A 14,284-nucleotide genomic window follows, 5' to 3' on the forward strand; every position below is an offset into this window, starting at 1 on the left:
GATCGGCGTAGCGTTGTTCAGAATTGTTGGGAGCTGCGTTCCAGCCCCTTGATGACATCGACTTGCGGCCCGGCTGGCCCTTGCACCACGCGGCGGTGTATGACTGGCCGGGGGGCGGGGGCGGCCACCTGGGCGGCGACCTTGGCATCCAGCAGGCTGGTCTTGGTGGCGCCATCCGTGTTGACGGGCTTGTCTTCGATCTGGTTGCGCAGCACCAGCGACAGGGTGCCCACGCTGCGCGCCAGGTCGAGCTTTTCCGTCTGGTCGGGTGTCAGTTCCAGTGTCACGGCATTGACCACCTTGGGCTTGGTGTCGTCGCGGTTCGATTCCTGCGCAATGGCCAGCACGAGTATGCGTTCGAGCACGATTTTGGAGATGCTGGGATCTCGCCCGGTGCCCGTCTTGGCCGCATCGTCCTGCGTGTTGACGAGAATGTCGACATAGTTGCCGGGCAGGGCGAAGCCTGCCACGCCGACCACGTCATTGACACGCACCGTCATGGCGCGCTTGCCCTCGCCCACCACGGCCGACAGGCCGCCCTGGGTGCCGGGGGGCGCCAGCTTGCTTTCCATGATCGGTTCGCCGTGCTGGATGCTGGTGCGCGTGACGCGCGCATCGAGCAGTTTCGGGTCGTTGATGGCGCCCGGCGGCAGCGCGCTGCTGGGCCAGTCGACCATGCGCACCATTTCCGGCGCGATGCGCGCGCCCAGGCTGATGTCGATCAGGGCGACAGCGACCTTGTTGGTATTGCCCGAGGCCTGGGCATTGATCCAGCGCGCGGCCACGATGACGGCCACGAACGCCAGGATGACCGCGAAGGCCATCATTGTCAGAGCGCGTGCGTTTCTCATTTTGATACTCCTTTATCCAGGACCGCAGCCGGTCCGTTCTGTATGCCGGCGGAGCCGTCGGCGGCGCCGAAATAATTGTTCCAGGCCCAGTGCAACGCCTCGGCCTCGAGCCGTGGCGGGCGGCCCTCATAGCGGGCCACGTCGCACAGTTGGGCCAATATGTCGCGGGGATAGCAAGCCAGCAGGGGCCTTGCGTGCTGGCCGTGCAACTGCAGCAGGTAGTGGTAGGCAGCATGGTTGAAGGTCATGCCGAATTGTTCGCAGACGTGGCGGAACACGGCTTCGTAGTGGTAGCCGCTCAATTCCCCGACATGGATCTTGTAGCCGATACGGCGCAGGAAGGAGTCGTCGGCCAGCTGCTGCGGCGCCAGGTTCGAGGAAAATACGACGATCACGTCGAAGGGGACGGGAAATTTGTAGCCTGTGTGCAGCGACAGATAATCGACGCGGCGCGCCATTGGCACGATCCAGCGGTTCATCAGCTCCACGGGCGAGCAGCGCTGGCGGCCCAGGTCATCGATGATGAAGATACCGTTGTTGGCCTTCAGGTGCGGCGGTGCCTGGTACAGGCGGGCACCGGGATCGAATTGCAGGTCGAGCATGTCGAGCGTCAGCTCACCGCCCGTCAGCACGGTGGGGCGCCAGGCGCGTACCCAGCGCGGGTCGGCCGGCGGCGCCACGCCGGTGGCCAGCGTGTGCAGCATGGGGTCGAGGAAGGGGAGCACCTCGCCATCGACCATGACCGCGTGCGGCAGGGCGATGGTGCCGCTGAGCAAACCATGCAGGCGCTCGGCCAGATACGTCTTGCCGCTGCCGGCGGGGCCGTGCAGGAACAGTGCGCGGCCCGAATTCATGGCCGCGCCCAGCTGGTCGAGCACCGACGTGCTGGCCACCACGTCGTGAAACTGCTGCATCATGCTTTCCCGCGTGACGTGCATGTGCGCCACGCTTTGCGCCAGCACCTGCGCGCTATAGTGGGCCAGCGTGACGGGCGCCGGGCCGCTGTAGGCATTGCGCCGCAAATAGTCGGCGGCGCGCAGGCGGCCCTGGTCGACCAGGTGGTAGTGCTGGTCGGCATCCGTGCCGCTGTAGCCGTTGCGCTGCACTTCGCACAGTTTTTCGGCGCGCATGAAGGTCAGCAGTGGTTCGAGCACGCCGGCGCCCAGTTTGACGTGCGACGACAGGGCCGGCAAGCCGATCTGGCCACGCAGGAACATGACCTTCACCAACAGTTCCACCAGGAACAGGAAGGGCAGGCCCGTTTCGGCCACGTTGCGTGGTGCGCGCTGCATGGCCGGCATGATGCTGCCGTCGGCAGGCGCTTCTGGGTAGGTATCGGGCATGATGATCGCTCCTTTTGCCGGATGGTGAGGTCAGAAGATGAACGGCAGCAGCCGGTATTTCACTTGCCGCATGTACACGCGGTAACGTACGTCGGTGGACAGGAAGCGCTCCTCGCGCAGCAGGCGCGCAACCATCATGGCGATTGTCGCGAAGTAGGTCACAGCATTGGCGGGCGAGGTATTGGCCAGCAGGTAGCCACTCAGGGAAATCAGGTAGCTGGCATACAGGGGATGGCGCACCACGCGGTAGGCGCCGCCCGTCTTGATCTCGCGCTGCGCCGCCACCAGGCCGAAGCTGCGATTCAGCGACAGCAGGCCGGCGATCTGCAGCAGGCTGCCGATGGCCAGCAGGTAACGCGCGCCGGGCCAGATGGCCATGTCGGCAGGCGAGAGCAGGAAAGGGGCGAAGGTGGCGCCGATGGCCAGCAGCCAGTCGCCCGCATCGGTGGAAATGCTGACGGGGGCCGAGCGCACGACAAAGAACAGGGCGGCGAGGGTTTCGGCGGCGCAGAACAGCAAATAGCTCCAGTCGTCGCTGTGCAAATAGCCCACCACGTGTGCACTGGCAAAGAATACCCACAGTCCGGCCATGGCGATGCTGGTGAGCAGGCTGGCGCGGCGCGAGTGGCAGAGAGTGGCGAGGGTGTCCATGGTCGGGTCCTGTGGTGGCTGGTCGTCGGAGCGGCGCGTTTCGTTTCAGCGCAAGCTCCACAGATGGTTGTATTGCAGGAACACCTGCAGCAGGGTGCCGCTGGCAATGGCGAAGGCGTAGGCCAGCTTGCCCGTGGCGGGCGGCGGTTCGGCGATCGTGGCGGCGCCGCCGGCAAGGCTGTGCAGCAGCGCGCCTAGCATCATGTGGTAGGTGTTGCGCAGCACCAGGCGCAGGCGGCGGCCTGCCAGCGCGGCGGCCAGGGCCAGCACGCCGCCGCACAGGAAGGTCAGCAGGGCCGCTTCCAGTACGGCGTCGGGGCCGAGGAAGGCGCCGCACATGGCCATCAGCTTGACGTCGCCGGCGCCCAGGGCGCGCAGCAGATACATGGGCAGCAGCAGTGCCAATCCGGCAGCGGCGCCAGCCAGCGCCTGCAGCAGGCCCAGGCCGCCGAAGTCGACGTCGAACAGGCCGGCGCCGGACGGCACGAAGCTGTTCAGGATCAGTCCCGCCAGCATGCCCCACAGCACCAGCAGGTTGGGGATGCGGCGCGTGCGCAGGTCGTGCCACAGCGCGGCGGCGAGCAGGGTGGCCAGTACGGCCAGGCACAGCAGCATGGGCAGGTGGGCGTTCATGATGTCAGTCCTTCCTTGCTCATGCAGGGCACCGTGGCCATGCTCATGGCGGGTGCCGCTGCCTGGCTGCCCAGCATCCGTCCCACCAGGTGCCACACCAGCGCCGCGCCGGCCGCGCCGACATAACCGTCGAGCGCATAGTGCCAGCCCAGGTGGATGGAGCCGAGCAGTATCAGCACGGCGAAGGCGGACAGCGAGATGCCTGCGGCGCGGCTCACATTCCAGCCCATGATGGCCATCAGCACGGCCGTGGCCACATGCATGCTGGGCATGGCGGAGATGCCCAGATCGCCGTTTGTTCCCTTGCTTTGATAGCCTTGCCACAGCATGTCCTGCACCTGCAGGGCCCACACGGGGACGTGCTGGTTGGTGTCATGCAGGTAGGCCATCAGCGGCGCATACGGATCGCTGGCATGCAGGTGGCCGTAGTAGCAGGGGCCGACCGAGGCAAACAGCACGGCCAGGATGCTGCCCAGGACGATCCAGGTCAGCGCAAAGCTGAGCAGGAACTGCATGCGCAGCAGCGGGCGGCGCGTATCGAGGATGAGCCAGTACAGCACGGCGTAGAACAGGAAGAACCAGAAGTGGTAGCTGAAGTTGAGCAGGCCCGTGACGAGCGGGTGGCCCAGCAGCGGCTGCAGCCTTTCCCATGGGGCCTTGCCGCCATGCAGCGCGATGTCCCAGGCGGACAGGGTGGCATCCCAGGTGTAGGGGTGCAGGCGGGGGATGGCGGCCTTGAAGACGGTGAAGCTGGAGGCGAAGACGGGGATCAGCAGCATGGCCGGCAGCGCGTGCAGCAGGCGCTCGTTGCTCAGGTAGCGGCGCAGGTCGTGGTACAGGTAGTGGCACAGGCGGTGCGGACGTTGCATCACCATGACGCGAATGGTATAGCCGCACAGGATGAAGATGGGACCCGTGAGGATGGCCAAGAGGAAGCCTGCCAGCACGTTGAGGATGTCCGATGGGCTGGGCAGGCTGCCGGCCAGCAGCGCTGCCGCGGCGGCGTACAGCAGCACGATCAGCAGCAGGGCGCGGTGGGTGCGCAGCGAGGCGCGCAGGGTATTCATGACAGGGCCAGGACCACTTGGTCCTTGACGTAGACAAATAGCAGCTTGATCTGGTCGCCGAGCAGGGTGATCGTGACTACCAGCACTGCCGCTATCAGGCTCGTCAGCAGCGCGTATTCGATCGCCGTGACTGCCGATTCATCGGAAAAACGGCTGAAGAGAGATTTCACGATGGGCCTCGCTATGCGTCATCAAGGTGGGCTTGCTGGAGTGTGGCGGGGGCGGTATGTCCGGGCTGGCGCTGGGCAAGCCCGGACTGCGCTGCATCAGCCGTTGGCGGTGGTGAGCTTGGTGCCGATGGTGCTGAAGGTCTTTTTCAGCTGCGTGCCGACGATGGTGACGGCGCCGATGATCACCACGGCAATCAGGGCTGCGATCAGGCCGTACTCAATTGCAGTGACGCCATCTTCTTCGCGGATAAAGTTTTTGATGAGGTTCATGACAACTCCTGGTGGTGGTTAAGGTACAGCGGTGGGTAAAACGACATGGCAGCGTTGCTTCCTGTTGCTTCGATTAGGCGTTCTCATGGGCTTTCGCCCAGTGCCAGCAGTCCGATGATGCAGACCACCGCCATGAGGGCCGCTACCAGTGCATAGCGGTAGAACGCAGCCTTTTGCTTGCCCTGCAAATAGGTGATCAGGGCTGCCGGAAGAAACTTGTCAAGGCGCATGCTGTGCTCCGTGTCGTGGTGGGCCGCGCGGTGATTTGCACTCCGGTAAGATCACTATAGAAGTTGGCAGCTTGATCTACATCAGAAGAACCTCCTTTTATTGCAAGGAGGAACTGCTTGTTTTTTTCGTGACAATTGTCATGGTTGAGTTTGGCGCGCGCAGGCAACGGCCGTGCCGGTGGTTGGCGAAGGGGGCGGCGGGGAGGGAGTGCGCGGCCGTGCTGTGGCCGTCCTGGGGGATTGCGGCGTCAGGCGCCGGGCGGCAATTCGCCCAGCTGGTGCTTCGTGGCGTAGGCGTACAGTTCCAGGCGGTTGTACACGCCCAGCTTGCGGTAGATCGACGTCAGGTGATTGCGCAAGGTGTGTTCGGAGATAAACAGCTGGTCCGCCAGCAGCTTGGCCGGCGTGCCGCTGCCGTGCACCAGCGCGGCGATGATCTTTCTTTCCTTGAGGGTCAGGCTGGCGACGGCGATGGCTTGCGCCGAGCCGCCGCCGGGCTGGGTCAGCTGCGTCAGCATGCGTCCCAGCATTGCGTGTTCCAGCCACAGCTCGCCGTGATACACCTTTTCGATGGCCTTGAGCACCATTTCTGCCGGCGCATCCTTGCTGACGATGCCGCGCGCGCCTTTTAGTACCGTCTGGTCCAGTACGGCCTGATCGTGGCTGGCCGTCAGCACCAGCACGCGCGTGCTGCCGCACTGCGCCAGCGCAGGCAGGATGGCCAGCGAGCTGACGCCGCCCAGGTCCAGATCCAGTACGATCACATCCGGTTGCAGCGCCTTCGCCTGCTCCAGCGCCTCGGCGCTGTCGGACGCCGTGGCGACCACCCGCATGCCCGAGTGCTCGCCGCCGATCAGCCGCTCCAGGCCCCAGAGCATGGTCTTGTGATCGTCCACCAGCATGACGCTGATGGTATGGCTGGCCGGTGGCATGTGGCGTAATTCATTCATATGGGGATCTCGATCTGTACGGAGGTGTTGCCCAAGGTGTTGTGCGTGACCCTGGCGCTGCCACCGAGGGCGGCGGCGCGTTCGGCCAGCGAGTCGGGCAGGAAATCGGGCACGTGCGCGGCCGCGCACTCGTTGTCGATGCTGATGTGCAGCGCGCCTTGCGCGCACGTCAGCTTGACTGCGCCGTGGCGTGCCGACGTATGCTTGCGGATATTGCTCATGCCTTCGTTGACGATCTGGAATACCTCGGCTGCCAGGCGGTCGTTGATGCGCAGGTCGCCCTCGATATGCAGGGTGATGTCGATGCCATAGAATTCGTGGATCTGCGCCGCTTGGCGCCGCAGCGCCACCAGCAGTTCTGGCTCGCTTTGCACCTGGCCGTTCTTGAAGGTGCGCGCATAGCTGCGCAGGTCGGCGATCACCTGGCCCGACATGAGGATCAGTTTTTCCAGTTCAGGCAACAGGGGGTTGCCTGGCAGGGCATCATTGCGCAGGGCGGCCAGGCCGTGGCGCAAGCCGATATACGGCTGGATGGCGGTGTCGTGCAGGTCGCGCGCGATCTTTTCGCGTTCGCGCGAGGCTGCCTGCGATGCCAGGCGGTCGAGCAGTTCGATGTTTTCAATGACGGGAAACGCCTGCGCGCCGATATGGCTGAGGAAAAGGGCGTCGGTCTTGCTCAGGCTGGTCTTGGAAACGATGTAGAGGCGGCCCGTTCCATTGCGCAAAGGCAAGGGCGCGCTGATGAAAGAATGCGCTTCGAGCAGCTCGGCCAGGCTGGCGCCGGCCATATCGCCATGCCGCAGCCAGCGCCCGCTGTCCGCGTCCAGCGTACGCACGCCGCCTGTCCACGGCAGCCAGCTGGACAGGGGGCGGTTGTAGAGCACGATCTTTTCGGGCGGGAATGCCAGCAAGGGGCTGGCCGCCTCATCGCTGAGGATGGCGCTGGTCGTGACCAGCTCCGTTCCCGTATGCACGGCACTGCGCAGCGACCAGTGCGGCCCCCCCTTGTCCTGCATCGCCAGCAGGCAGCTGCGGGCATGAAAATAGCTTCGGGTTTTTTCCAGCACCGAGCTAATGGTCTGGTCGACCCCGAAGCGCGGATTGGACAGCTGGCTGACATCGCGCAGCAGCGCCAGGTGGCTGCGCTGCGTGATGGCCGAGCCGCCCCAGTAAGCGATCATGTAGCCCAGTGCCAGCAAGAATGTGGTGCGCAGCAGCAGGCGCGACAGTTCCGCATTCGTTTCGCTAAACAGGGCGGTGGCGGCGAACAGACCGGCCGAAGCCAGGGTGATGCGCGCGCCTTCCTCGAAGCCCCGCTGGAACGACGAGGTCAGGATGGCAAAGAAGAAAAACAGGAAAAACAGGTTGTTGTGGTTGCTGCTGGAGAATACGATCAGTGCATACCAGGCCACGTCCAGCCAGTACAGCAAGATGTCCTGGGGCAGGCTGAAGTTCATCAGGGCCAGCACGTAGAGCAGCAGGCTGTGCATGGTGTAGGCGGAAAAGATCAGCCAGGTGATCTTGCTCAGCTTGCCTGCGCTTTCGGGGTCGATGAACAGGGTCAGCAAGGTGGCACTGGACAACAGCAGGCGCATGCCATTGACCATGGTCGTATCCAGGCCGGTGCCCGGCAGACGGGATTTGAGGGGCAGGTCGAGGTTCACAAGCACTCCTGGGCGTATCCGCGCAGGAGCGGCGCATGCGCTTGAATGGATACCGCAGATAAACTCTTGTTGTTTTTGCTGCAATCACATATGAGTCTACGCATCCGCCGTAAAGTTGTCTACTGGAATTGCGTAACGGCGTTGCTTTCCTACAGTGGCTGTACCATGACCCTGTTGCGCCCGGCGCCTTTGGCCAGGTACAGGGCGCGGTCGGCGGCGCCGATCAGGGCGGAGGTGGCCAGTTGCTGCTGCGGGTGCTGCGTGGCGATGCCGATGCTGACCGTGATGTGCTTGACCTCATCGCCCGTCTTGGCATGCGGAATACGCAGCTCTGCCGCCCGTTCACGGATCGCCTGGGCCATGCGCAGCGCCTGCGCGGCGTCGGTGTCGGGCAGGATGGCGGCAAATTCCTCGCCGCCATAGCGCGCCAGCAGGTCGGTGGGGCGCTGCAGCATGGCGGCCAGTTCGGCTGCCACGCGGATCAGGCAGTCGTCGCCTTGCTGGTGACCGTAATGGTCGTTGTAATCCTTGAAATGGTCAATATCGATCATCAGCAGCGACAGGGGGCTGCCCGTGCGCATGGCGCGCCGCATTTCCTTCTCGATCGCCACGTCGAAGTGGCGGCGGTTGGCGATGCCCGTCAAGCCGTCGGAAAAGGTTTGCGACCGCAAGACCATGGCCTGTTCACGCAGCAGCTTTTCGCGGCCCACAGCGATGGTGACATCATTGATCTGGATCAGGCAGTGGCGCGGTGAGCCGGGTAAATTGATCGGGGTGACGGCGATGGCTTGCTGCATGCGTTCCTGGCCTTCCACCGTGCCAGCGGCCGCGCCATGCGTGTACAGGGCAAATGGCGCTTTGTGCAGGGTTTGCGACAGCAGAGACTGGAAATTGTCGCGCAGGGCCTGGGTGATGGCCGAATCGATGCGCTTGTGCCGCAGTTCCGGATAGACGGTGAAGAAGTCCTGGCCCAGCACTGCGTCGGCCGGGCACGCCGAGTGGCGCTTCATCCAGTGGTTCCACAGCACGATGCGGTGCTGCTCATCGAGCACGATGGCGCCCAGGTTCACGGCGCCAATGATGCTCTCGAGCAGGGCGAGTCGGTGTAAGGCATCCGGCATGATCGTCACGCCTGTCCCAGTACCTTGGCCAGATAGTGGCTGACCTGCTGCTTCAGGTCGTGCAAGGCGGACAGGTCGAGCACGAAGGCGACATAGCCGTGGATCTGGTGCCGGGACAGCACGAAGTCGATATGCAGCATCAGCACGACGGCGTCGTCATCGTGGCCACCGAAAGATGACAGGATTTCTGCGCTGGTGCCCACGTGGTACAGGGGCAGCGAGCCATGCAGTTCGCTGTCGAACAGGTTGGCCAGGGTACCCACGCAGGAGTTGAGGATGATGTTGCCGATTTCGCTCATCGCCTCCTGTTCCATCTCCGTCAGTTCCTGCAGCGGCATGGCGTCGCCCACCATCAGGCGCACGATTTCCAGGCTCTTGTCTTCCGGGAACATCAGGATGGCCTCGGTGGCGAAGGCGCCATCGTAATGCTGGCTGACGCCGCAGATGCGTTCGCCATCCTTCTTGCTGCCCAGCAGGGCGGCCGCGTCGGCACGGTTCAGGAAGGTGATCGACGGCACCGACATGGTGACTTCTTCGTTGACGATCTCGCTCATCGAGGCGGCCGCATGGCCTACCCCGATGTTGAATATCTCTACCAGGGCATCGTTTTCGAGTTCGGAGAGATTGACCATGCTCACAGTCCCAGTGATTCGATCAGCTGATGGATGCGGGTTTCCGTGATGGGTTTTTCCATGAAGCCCACGCCCAGTTCGCTGGCGCGGTTGCGGATGGCGTTTTGCACATTCGCCGTGACGAGAATGATGTGTGTTTTCGGGCACAGCGCGCGCAATTGTTCCGCCGCCGCCACGCCGCCCATGCCGGGCATGTTGACATCCAGTAATATCAGGGCAGGGCTGGCTGTCTTGACTTTTTCCAGGGCTTCTTCACCCGTCGCCGCCTCAATCACTTGCCAGTCGGCATGTTTACTGAGGATGAACTGATGCGACATCAAACGTGAAACCCTGCTGTCATCGACAACAAGTACCTGCTTACTGTGATTCATTGGCTATTCCTGAAACGTCATATCGGGCTATCGTTCCATTTTCGCATATTTTAAGGGCCATAGAGAGTAATTGAATGGGGAATTGCCCTATGGCAAGGTTTTCCCACTTGCCTGTTGTATCAAATGGAATGGCCGGTCACCATGGCCGGCTAGCCGGGCCGGCAATCCGTTAAAATAGCGCCATTCCCCACTTTAGCCTGAATGTCATGACCCAAGACGAATTGAAGCAAGCCGTAGCCCGCGCCGCCATAGCCTATGTGGTTGAGGGTGAAATCATCGGTGTCGGCACCGGTTCCACCGCCAATTTTTTCATCGATGAACTGGCCAAGATCAAGGACACCATCAAGGGCACCGTCGCGTCGTCCGAAGCGACGGCCGCCCGCCTGGCCGGTCATGGTATTGCCGTCTTCGACCTCAACGACGTCGAGTCGATCGCCGTCTACATCGACGGCGCCGATGAAATCACGGCCAGCGGCGCCATGATCAAGGGCGGCGGCGCAGCATTGACGCGTGAAAAGATTGTGGCTTCCGTAGCGAAGCAGTTCGTCTGCATCGCCGACGGCTCCAAGCTCGTCGATACCCTGGGTGCCTTCCCGCTGCCGGTGGAAGTGGTGCCGATGGCGCGCGCCGCCGTATCACGCCAGCTGGCTGCGCTGGGCGGCACGCCCCGCTTGCGCCTGAAGGCCGGCAGCACCGAAGCGTTCATCACTGACAACGGTGGCGAAATCATCGACGTGCTGGGCTTGCAGATCGCCGACCCGGTGGCGCTGGAACAGCAGATCAACCAGATCGTCGGCGTCATCGCCGTCGGCTTGTTCGCCGTGCGCGGCGCCAACGTTTGCCTGCTGGGCACGCCGGAAGGCGTGCGGACGTTGGCATACTGATACGTAGCAGAAATCCGGGGTCAGTCACCGCGTGATCGGAATGCGCCCCACTGGGGCGCATTCCCCCGCCGGGTCTGACCCCAGCCTTCCGTTTGCACCGCCCGGTACACGGCCACGGTGCGCAGCAAACCGCCGAGGAAGATGCCGCTGAAGCTGCCGTAGGCGAGGCAGACTGGCACGACGAAGCCGGTCGCATGGGCAGTCGCCGGGGCGATGGCCAGGGTCACGGCAACCGCATATTTCATGCAGAAGATGCTCATCATCAAGATCAATGGTACCCAGCTGCCAGGGCGCCGCACGCTGCCCCGCTCGGTAATGGGCACGATCTTGTTTGTATCGACCAGCGTCCAGGCCAGCGCCGCACCGGCCAGGGCGCCGGCGGTCCAGGCGAATGGCGCGATGCCGGCCAGGCCGAAGCTGCCGTACACGCCGCTCAGGGACAGGGCCAGCATGACCAGGGGAATGATGCACAGCTTGCGCAAGGTCACTTCACGCGCGCGGCTGGCTAGCACGCCGCGGTAGACGAGAAAGCCCAGGATGACCCAGACGTAGAGGGGAGTGTGGCTGAAGATTTGCTGCAACATGGTGTCCGCCCTGGAATGAAGTTGTCGATGGACGTACTGTGCCAGCCGGCGGCAGGGTCGGCGAGGCGCTTGCGACGAAACGGGGATGAGGTGCCGTGAAACGGCGGGGGAGGGCGTGAAACGAAGGTAAAACTGCCCGTGACGTGGTCACGGGCAAGCGATCAAACTTATTCCGTTGGTGGCACGTAGCCCATGGCCGCATCGGCGCCATCACCGAAGAAATGTTTTTCCATTTGCGTGGCCAGGTATTTGCGGGCGCGCGCGTCGGCCAGGTTCAGGCGGTTTTCATTGACCAGCATGGTCTGGTGCTTGAGCCAGGCGGCCCACGCTTCTTTCGACACCGATTCGTAAATCTTCTTGCCCAGTTCGCCCGGGTACGGTGGGAAATCCAGTCCTTCGGCTTCCTTGTTGAGTTTGATGCAGTGGATCGTGCGGGCCATCTGTGCTCCTGAATCAGTATAGAGATAAAGCGTGATTATAAGGCACTTTGCGCCTGCCCTCGCGGGGCCGTCGCGGCCAGGCCACGCGCCGTTTGCCGGTCCCTTGCGCTGGATCAAATTTGATCTGCGCCGCCCCAGCTAGTAAGATGCCTTATCGCGCCAGCCGCTGGCTGCGCCTCTTCACAGTAAGTAATAACAATTAACCAATATGGAATCCCTATGACCTCAGTGAAAGTCCATGGCATCGATGTCAGCAATACAGGCAGCTTCGTGCTGTTTGGCGGCATTAACGTGCTCGAATCGCGCGATCTTGCCATGCGCGCCTGCGAAGAATATGTGCGCGTGACGCAAAAACTGGGCATTCCATATGTGTTCAAGGCCAGTTTCGACAAGGCCAACCGTTCATCGATTCATTCCTACCGCGGTCCGGGCCTGGAAGAAGGCATGCGCATGTTCCAGGATGTGAAGGCGGCGTTTGGGGTGCCCGTGATTACCGATGTGCATGAGCCATGGCAGGCGCAGCAAGTGGCCGAAGTGGTGGACGTGCTGCAATTGCCCGCCTTCCTGGCGCGCCAGACGGACCTGGTCGTGGCCCTGGCGAAAACCGGTAAAGTCATCAATATCAAGAAGCCGCAGTTTTTGAGCCCTGGCCAGATGGCCAATATCGTCGAGAAATTCAAGGAAGCGGGCAACGACCAATTGATCCTGTGCGACCGCGGCACCTGCCTGGGCTACGATAACTTGGTGGTCGACATGCTGGGCTTTGGCGTCATGAAGAAAACGTGTGACGACTTGCCTATCATCTTCGACGTCACGCACGCGCTGCAGCAGCGCGACCCCGGTGGCGCCGCCTCGGGTGGCCGCCGCCAGCAAGTGGCGGACCTGGCCCGCGCCGGCCTGGCCGTCGGCATCGCCGGCCTGTTCCTGGAAGCCCATCCGGACCCCGACAACGCCCGCTGCGACGGCCCGAGCGCCTTGCCGCTGGACCAGCTGGAACCATTCCTGGCGCAATTGAAGGCGCTCGACGACCTGGTGAAATCGTTCGCACCGCTGAATATCAAGTAATCCTGTTTAAGTAATGAAAAAGCCCGGCATGCCGGGCTTTTTCAGTTTTACAGTGTCTTGATGAGCACTTGGGATTTACGTTGCCAGTTATACATATGCTGGCGGTCCTTCGGCAAATCGTCGACGGTGGCCGGTACGAAGCCCCGTTTCTTGAACCAGTGCGAGGTGCGCGTGGTCAGCACGAAGAGTTTGTTCAGGCCGGCGGCGCGCGCGCGGTTCTCCATGTGTTTCAGAATACGCTCGCCGTCGCCCTGGGCTTGCACTTCCGGGTTGACGGTCAGGCATGCCATTTCCGCCATCTTTTGCGCGGGGAAGGGATACAGGGCGGCGCAGCCGAAGATCACGCCATCATGTTCGATGACGGAGAAATAATCGATTTCGCGCTCGATCAGCTCGCGGCCTCGCTTGACGAGGGTGCCGTCCGCTTCCAGTGGTTCGATCAGCTTGATGATGCCGCCCACGTCTTCGATGGTGGCCTGGCGCAGGCTTTCCAGGTTTTCATGACTGATCATGGTACCCACGCCATCATGGGTGAACAATTCCAGCAGGGCCGAACCGTCCATCGAGAACGGCACGATGTGCGAGCGCTCGACGCCGTTGTGGCATGCCTTGACGCAATGTTTCAGGTAGAACGCCGTGGCGTCCGGCAGGAAACCGGCCATCAGCACGGCTTCGGCCTGGTGCGACGACAGTTCGCGGATTTCCACGCCCGTGGCGTCTTCCATCATCGGCGTTTCCGTGATGAAAATCAGTTTGTCCGCGTGCAGGGCGATGGCGGCGCTGCAGGCCACGTCTTCCATGGTCAGGTTGAACGCTTCGCCCGTGGGCGAGAATCCCAGCGGCGACAGCAGCACCAGGCCGTCCGAACCGAGGATGGAATGGATGGTTTCGGCGTCGACCTTGCGCGTGATGCCCGTCAGTTCCAGATCCACGCCATCGATCACGCCCAGCGGGCGCGCCGTGATGAAGTTGCCGGAAATGATACGGATGGCCGCATGCGACATGGGCGTGTTCGGCAAGCCCTGGCTGAACGCGGCCTCGATATCGAGACGCAGCTCGCCGGCGGCCTCTTTCGCGCATTCCAGCGCGGCGATGTCCGTGATGCGCACGCCATTGTGGAAGCGGCCTTCGACGTTACGCAAGGCCAGTTGTTCCGCCACCTGCGGCCGCGAGCCGTAGACAACGGTGACATTGATGTCCAGCGCATGTAGCAGGGACAAATCATGGGCCAGCACCTGCAGCGCCCCGGCGCTGACGAGTTCACCGGGGAAGGCGACCACGAAGGTCTTGCCGCGAAAGGCGTGGATGTAGGGCGCGACCGAGCGCAGCCATTGGACGAATTGGGTAGGGTTTTCCAT

18 protein-coding genes are annotated in these 14,284 nt (G+C 62.8%); 2 read left to right on the forward strand and 16 right to left on the reverse strand.

Going from position 1 to position 14,284, the window contains the following annotated elements:
• Positions 1-17: 17 nt before the first annotated feature.
• The 13 genes from cpaB to ACQ4WZ_RS01950 form a co-directional block, all read right to left on the reverse strand.
• Complete coding sequence (gene cpaB, locus ACQ4WZ_RS01890; protein WP_101482355.1) at positions 18-851, reverse strand: Flp pilus assembly protein CpaB; 834 nt, start codon at positions 849-851, stop codon at positions 18-20.
• Entirely contained in the window at positions 848-2,194 is a 1,347-nt protein-coding gene (locus ACQ4WZ_RS01895) for an ATP-binding protein (protein ID WP_101482354.1), read from the reverse strand. The genes cpaB and ACQ4WZ_RS01895 overlap by 4 nt, the downstream gene beginning before the upstream one ends.
• A gap of 30 nt (positions 2,195-2,224) precedes the next feature.
• On the reverse strand, positions 2,225-2,845 hold the full coding sequence (locus ACQ4WZ_RS01900; protein ID WP_133989835.1) for a methyltransferase family protein: 621 nt from the start codon (positions 2,843-2,845) through the stop codon (positions 2,225-2,227).
• Between the two features lie 45 nt (positions 2,846-2,890).
• Positions 2,891-3,478, reverse strand: coding sequence for a prepilin peptidase (locus tag ACQ4WZ_RS01905; RefSeq protein ID WP_208327691.1), 588 nt, complete (start codon positions 3,476-3,478; stop codon positions 2,891-2,893).
• A complete protein-coding gene (locus ACQ4WZ_RS01910; RefSeq protein ID WP_133989837.1) occupies positions 3,475-4,545 on the reverse strand; it encodes a phosphatase PAP2 family protein in 1,071 nt (356 codons plus the stop codon). Before ACQ4WZ_RS01910 ends, ACQ4WZ_RS01905 begins: the two co-directional genes overlap by 4 nt.
• Positions 4,542-4,715 carry a Flp family type IVb pilin gene (locus ACQ4WZ_RS01915; protein WP_166674706.1) on the reverse strand — a complete coding sequence of 58 codons (174 nt, stop codon included), beginning with the start codon at positions 4,713-4,715 and terminating at the stop codon, positions 4,542-4,544. Before ACQ4WZ_RS01915 ends, ACQ4WZ_RS01910 begins: the two co-directional genes overlap by 4 nt.
• Before the next feature lie 96 nt (positions 4,716-4,811).
• Positions 4,812-4,985, reverse strand: a complete 174-nt coding sequence (locus ACQ4WZ_RS01920; protein WP_101482350.1) for a Flp family type IVb pilin — start codon at positions 4,983-4,985, stop codon at positions 4,812-4,814.
• Between the two features lie 83 nt (positions 4,986-5,068).
• Complete coding sequence (locus ACQ4WZ_RS01925; protein WP_166674707.1) at positions 5,069-5,215, reverse strand: hypothetical protein; 147 nt, start codon at positions 5,213-5,215, stop codon at positions 5,069-5,071.
• A 248-nt stretch (positions 5,216-5,463) separates the two neighbouring features.
• Positions 5,464-6,165 (reverse strand): response regulator, encoded by a 702-nt coding sequence (locus ACQ4WZ_RS01930; protein WP_243857966.1) that lies wholly within the window; start codon positions 6,163-6,165, stop codon positions 5,464-5,466.
• Positions 6,162-7,829 carry a sensor histidine kinase gene (locus tag ACQ4WZ_RS01935; protein WP_436572440.1) on the reverse strand — a complete coding sequence of 556 codons (1,668 nt, stop codon included), beginning with the start codon at positions 7,827-7,829 and terminating at the stop codon, positions 6,162-6,164. Before ACQ4WZ_RS01935 ends, ACQ4WZ_RS01930 begins: the two co-directional genes overlap by 4 nt.
• Positions 7,830-7,978: 149 nt before the next feature.
• A complete protein-coding gene (locus ACQ4WZ_RS01940; RefSeq protein WP_436572441.1) occupies positions 7,979-8,950 on the reverse strand; it encodes a GGDEF domain-containing protein in 972 nt (323 codons plus the stop codon).
• A gap of 5 nt (positions 8,951-8,955) precedes the next feature.
• Positions 8,956-9,582, reverse strand: a complete 627-nt coding sequence (locus ACQ4WZ_RS01945) for a chemotaxis protein CheC (protein ID WP_101482347.1) — start codon at positions 9,580-9,582, stop codon at positions 8,956-8,958.
• Positions 9,583-9,584: 2 nt separating this feature from the next.
• The gene (locus tag ACQ4WZ_RS01950) at positions 9,585-9,953 is read right to left on the reverse strand and encodes a response regulator (protein ID WP_101482346.1); all 369 of its coding nucleotides are present in this window, start codon (positions 9,951-9,953) and stop codon (positions 9,585-9,587) included.
• Positions 9,954-10,159: 206 nt separating this feature from the next.
• Here ACQ4WZ_RS01950 and rpiA point away from each other — a divergent pair, with 206 nt between their 5' ends.
• Positions 10,160-10,837, forward strand: a complete 678-nt coding sequence (gene rpiA, locus ACQ4WZ_RS01955; RefSeq protein ID WP_436572442.1) for a ribose-5-phosphate isomerase RpiA — start codon at positions 10,160-10,162, stop codon at positions 10,835-10,837.
• A 20-nt stretch (positions 10,838-10,857) separates the two neighbouring features.
• Here rpiA and ACQ4WZ_RS01960 read toward each other — a convergent pair whose 3' ends face one another.
• Positions 10,858-11,508, reverse strand: coding sequence for a DUF6622 family protein (locus tag ACQ4WZ_RS01960; protein WP_436573847.1), 651 nt, complete (start codon positions 11,506-11,508; stop codon positions 10,858-10,860).
• Between the two features lie 80 nt (positions 11,509-11,588).
• Positions 11,589-11,861: an oxidative damage protection protein gene (locus tag ACQ4WZ_RS01965; protein ID WP_034750797.1), complete on the reverse strand. Its 273-nt coding sequence runs from the start codon at positions 11,859-11,861 to the stop codon at positions 11,589-11,591.
• A gap of 219 nt (positions 11,862-12,080) precedes the next feature.
• On the opposite strand from ACQ4WZ_RS01965, the gene kdsA reads away from it, so the two are divergent.
• The gene (kdsA, locus tag ACQ4WZ_RS01970) at positions 12,081-12,926 is read left to right on the forward strand and encodes a 3-deoxy-8-phosphooctulonate synthase (protein WP_133989841.1); all 846 of its coding nucleotides are present in this window, start codon (positions 12,081-12,083) and stop codon (positions 12,924-12,926) included.
• A 47-nt stretch (positions 12,927-12,973) separates the two neighbouring features.
• On the opposite strand, the gene argA is transcribed toward kdsA, so the two are convergent.
• A complete protein-coding gene (gene argA / locus ACQ4WZ_RS01975) occupies positions 12,974-14,284 on the reverse strand; it encodes an amino-acid N-acetyltransferase (RefSeq protein WP_046685875.1) in 1,311 nt (436 codons plus the stop codon).

Origin of the sequence: Janthinobacterium darwini, from assembly GCF_051380905.1 — a bacterium.
In the GTDB taxonomy this organism is placed as follows: domain Bacteria; phylum Pseudomonadota; class Gammaproteobacteria; order Burkholderiales; family Burkholderiaceae_D; genus Janthinobacterium.

Coding starts and splice junctions, on each gene's coding strand:
- ACQ4WZ_RS01950 (WP_101482346.1), bottom strand. CDS start 9,953: ATGAATCACAGTAAGCAGGTACTTGTTGTCGATGACAGCAGGGTTTCA.
- ACQ4WZ_RS01905 (WP_208327691.1), bottom strand. CDS start 3,478: ATGAACGCCCACCTGCCCATGCTGCTGTGCCTGGCCGTACTGGCCACC.
- rpiA (WP_436572442.1), top strand. CDS start 10,160: ATGACCCAAGACGAATTGAAGCAAGCCGTAGCCCGCGCCGCCATAGCC.
- ACQ4WZ_RS01930 (WP_243857966.1), bottom strand. CDS start 6,165: ATGAATGAATTACGCCACATGCCACCGGCCAGCCATACCATCAGCGTC.
- ACQ4WZ_RS01900 (WP_133989835.1), bottom strand. CDS start 2,845: ATGGACACCCTCGCCACTCTCTGCCACTCGCGCCGCGCCAGCCTGCTC.
- argA (WP_046685875.1), bottom strand. CDS start 14,284: ATGGAAAACCCTACCCAATTCGTCCAATGGCTGCGCTCGGTCGCGCCC.
- ACQ4WZ_RS01925 (WP_166674707.1), bottom strand. CDS start 5,215: ATGCGCCTTGACAAGTTTCTTCCGGCAGCCCTGATCACCTATTTGCAG.
- ACQ4WZ_RS01940 (WP_436572441.1), bottom strand. CDS start 8,950: ATGCCGGATGCCTTACACCGACTCGCCCTGCTCGAGAGCATCATTGGC.
- ACQ4WZ_RS01910 (WP_133989837.1), bottom strand. CDS start 4,545: ATGAATACCCTGCGCGCCTCGCTGCGCACCCACCGCGCCCTGCTGCTG.
- ACQ4WZ_RS01965 (WP_034750797.1), bottom strand. CDS start 11,861: ATGGCCCGCACGATCCACTGCATCAAACTCAACAAGGAAGCCGAAGGA.
- cpaB (WP_101482355.1), bottom strand. CDS start 851: ATGAGAAACGCACGCGCTCTGACAATGATGGCCTTCGCGGTCATCCTG.
- ACQ4WZ_RS01920 (WP_101482350.1), bottom strand. CDS start 4,985: ATGAACCTCATCAAAAACTTTATCCGCGAAGAAGATGGCGTCACTGCA.
- kdsA (WP_133989841.1), top strand. CDS start 12,081: ATGACCTCAGTGAAAGTCCATGGCATCGATGTCAGCAATACAGGCAGC.
- ACQ4WZ_RS01895 (WP_101482354.1), bottom strand. CDS start 2,194: ATGCCCGATACCTACCCAGAAGCGCCTGCCGACGGCAGCATCATGCCG.
- ACQ4WZ_RS01945 (WP_101482347.1), bottom strand. CDS start 9,582: ATGGTCAATCTCTCCGAACTCGAAAACGATGCCCTGGTAGAGATATTC.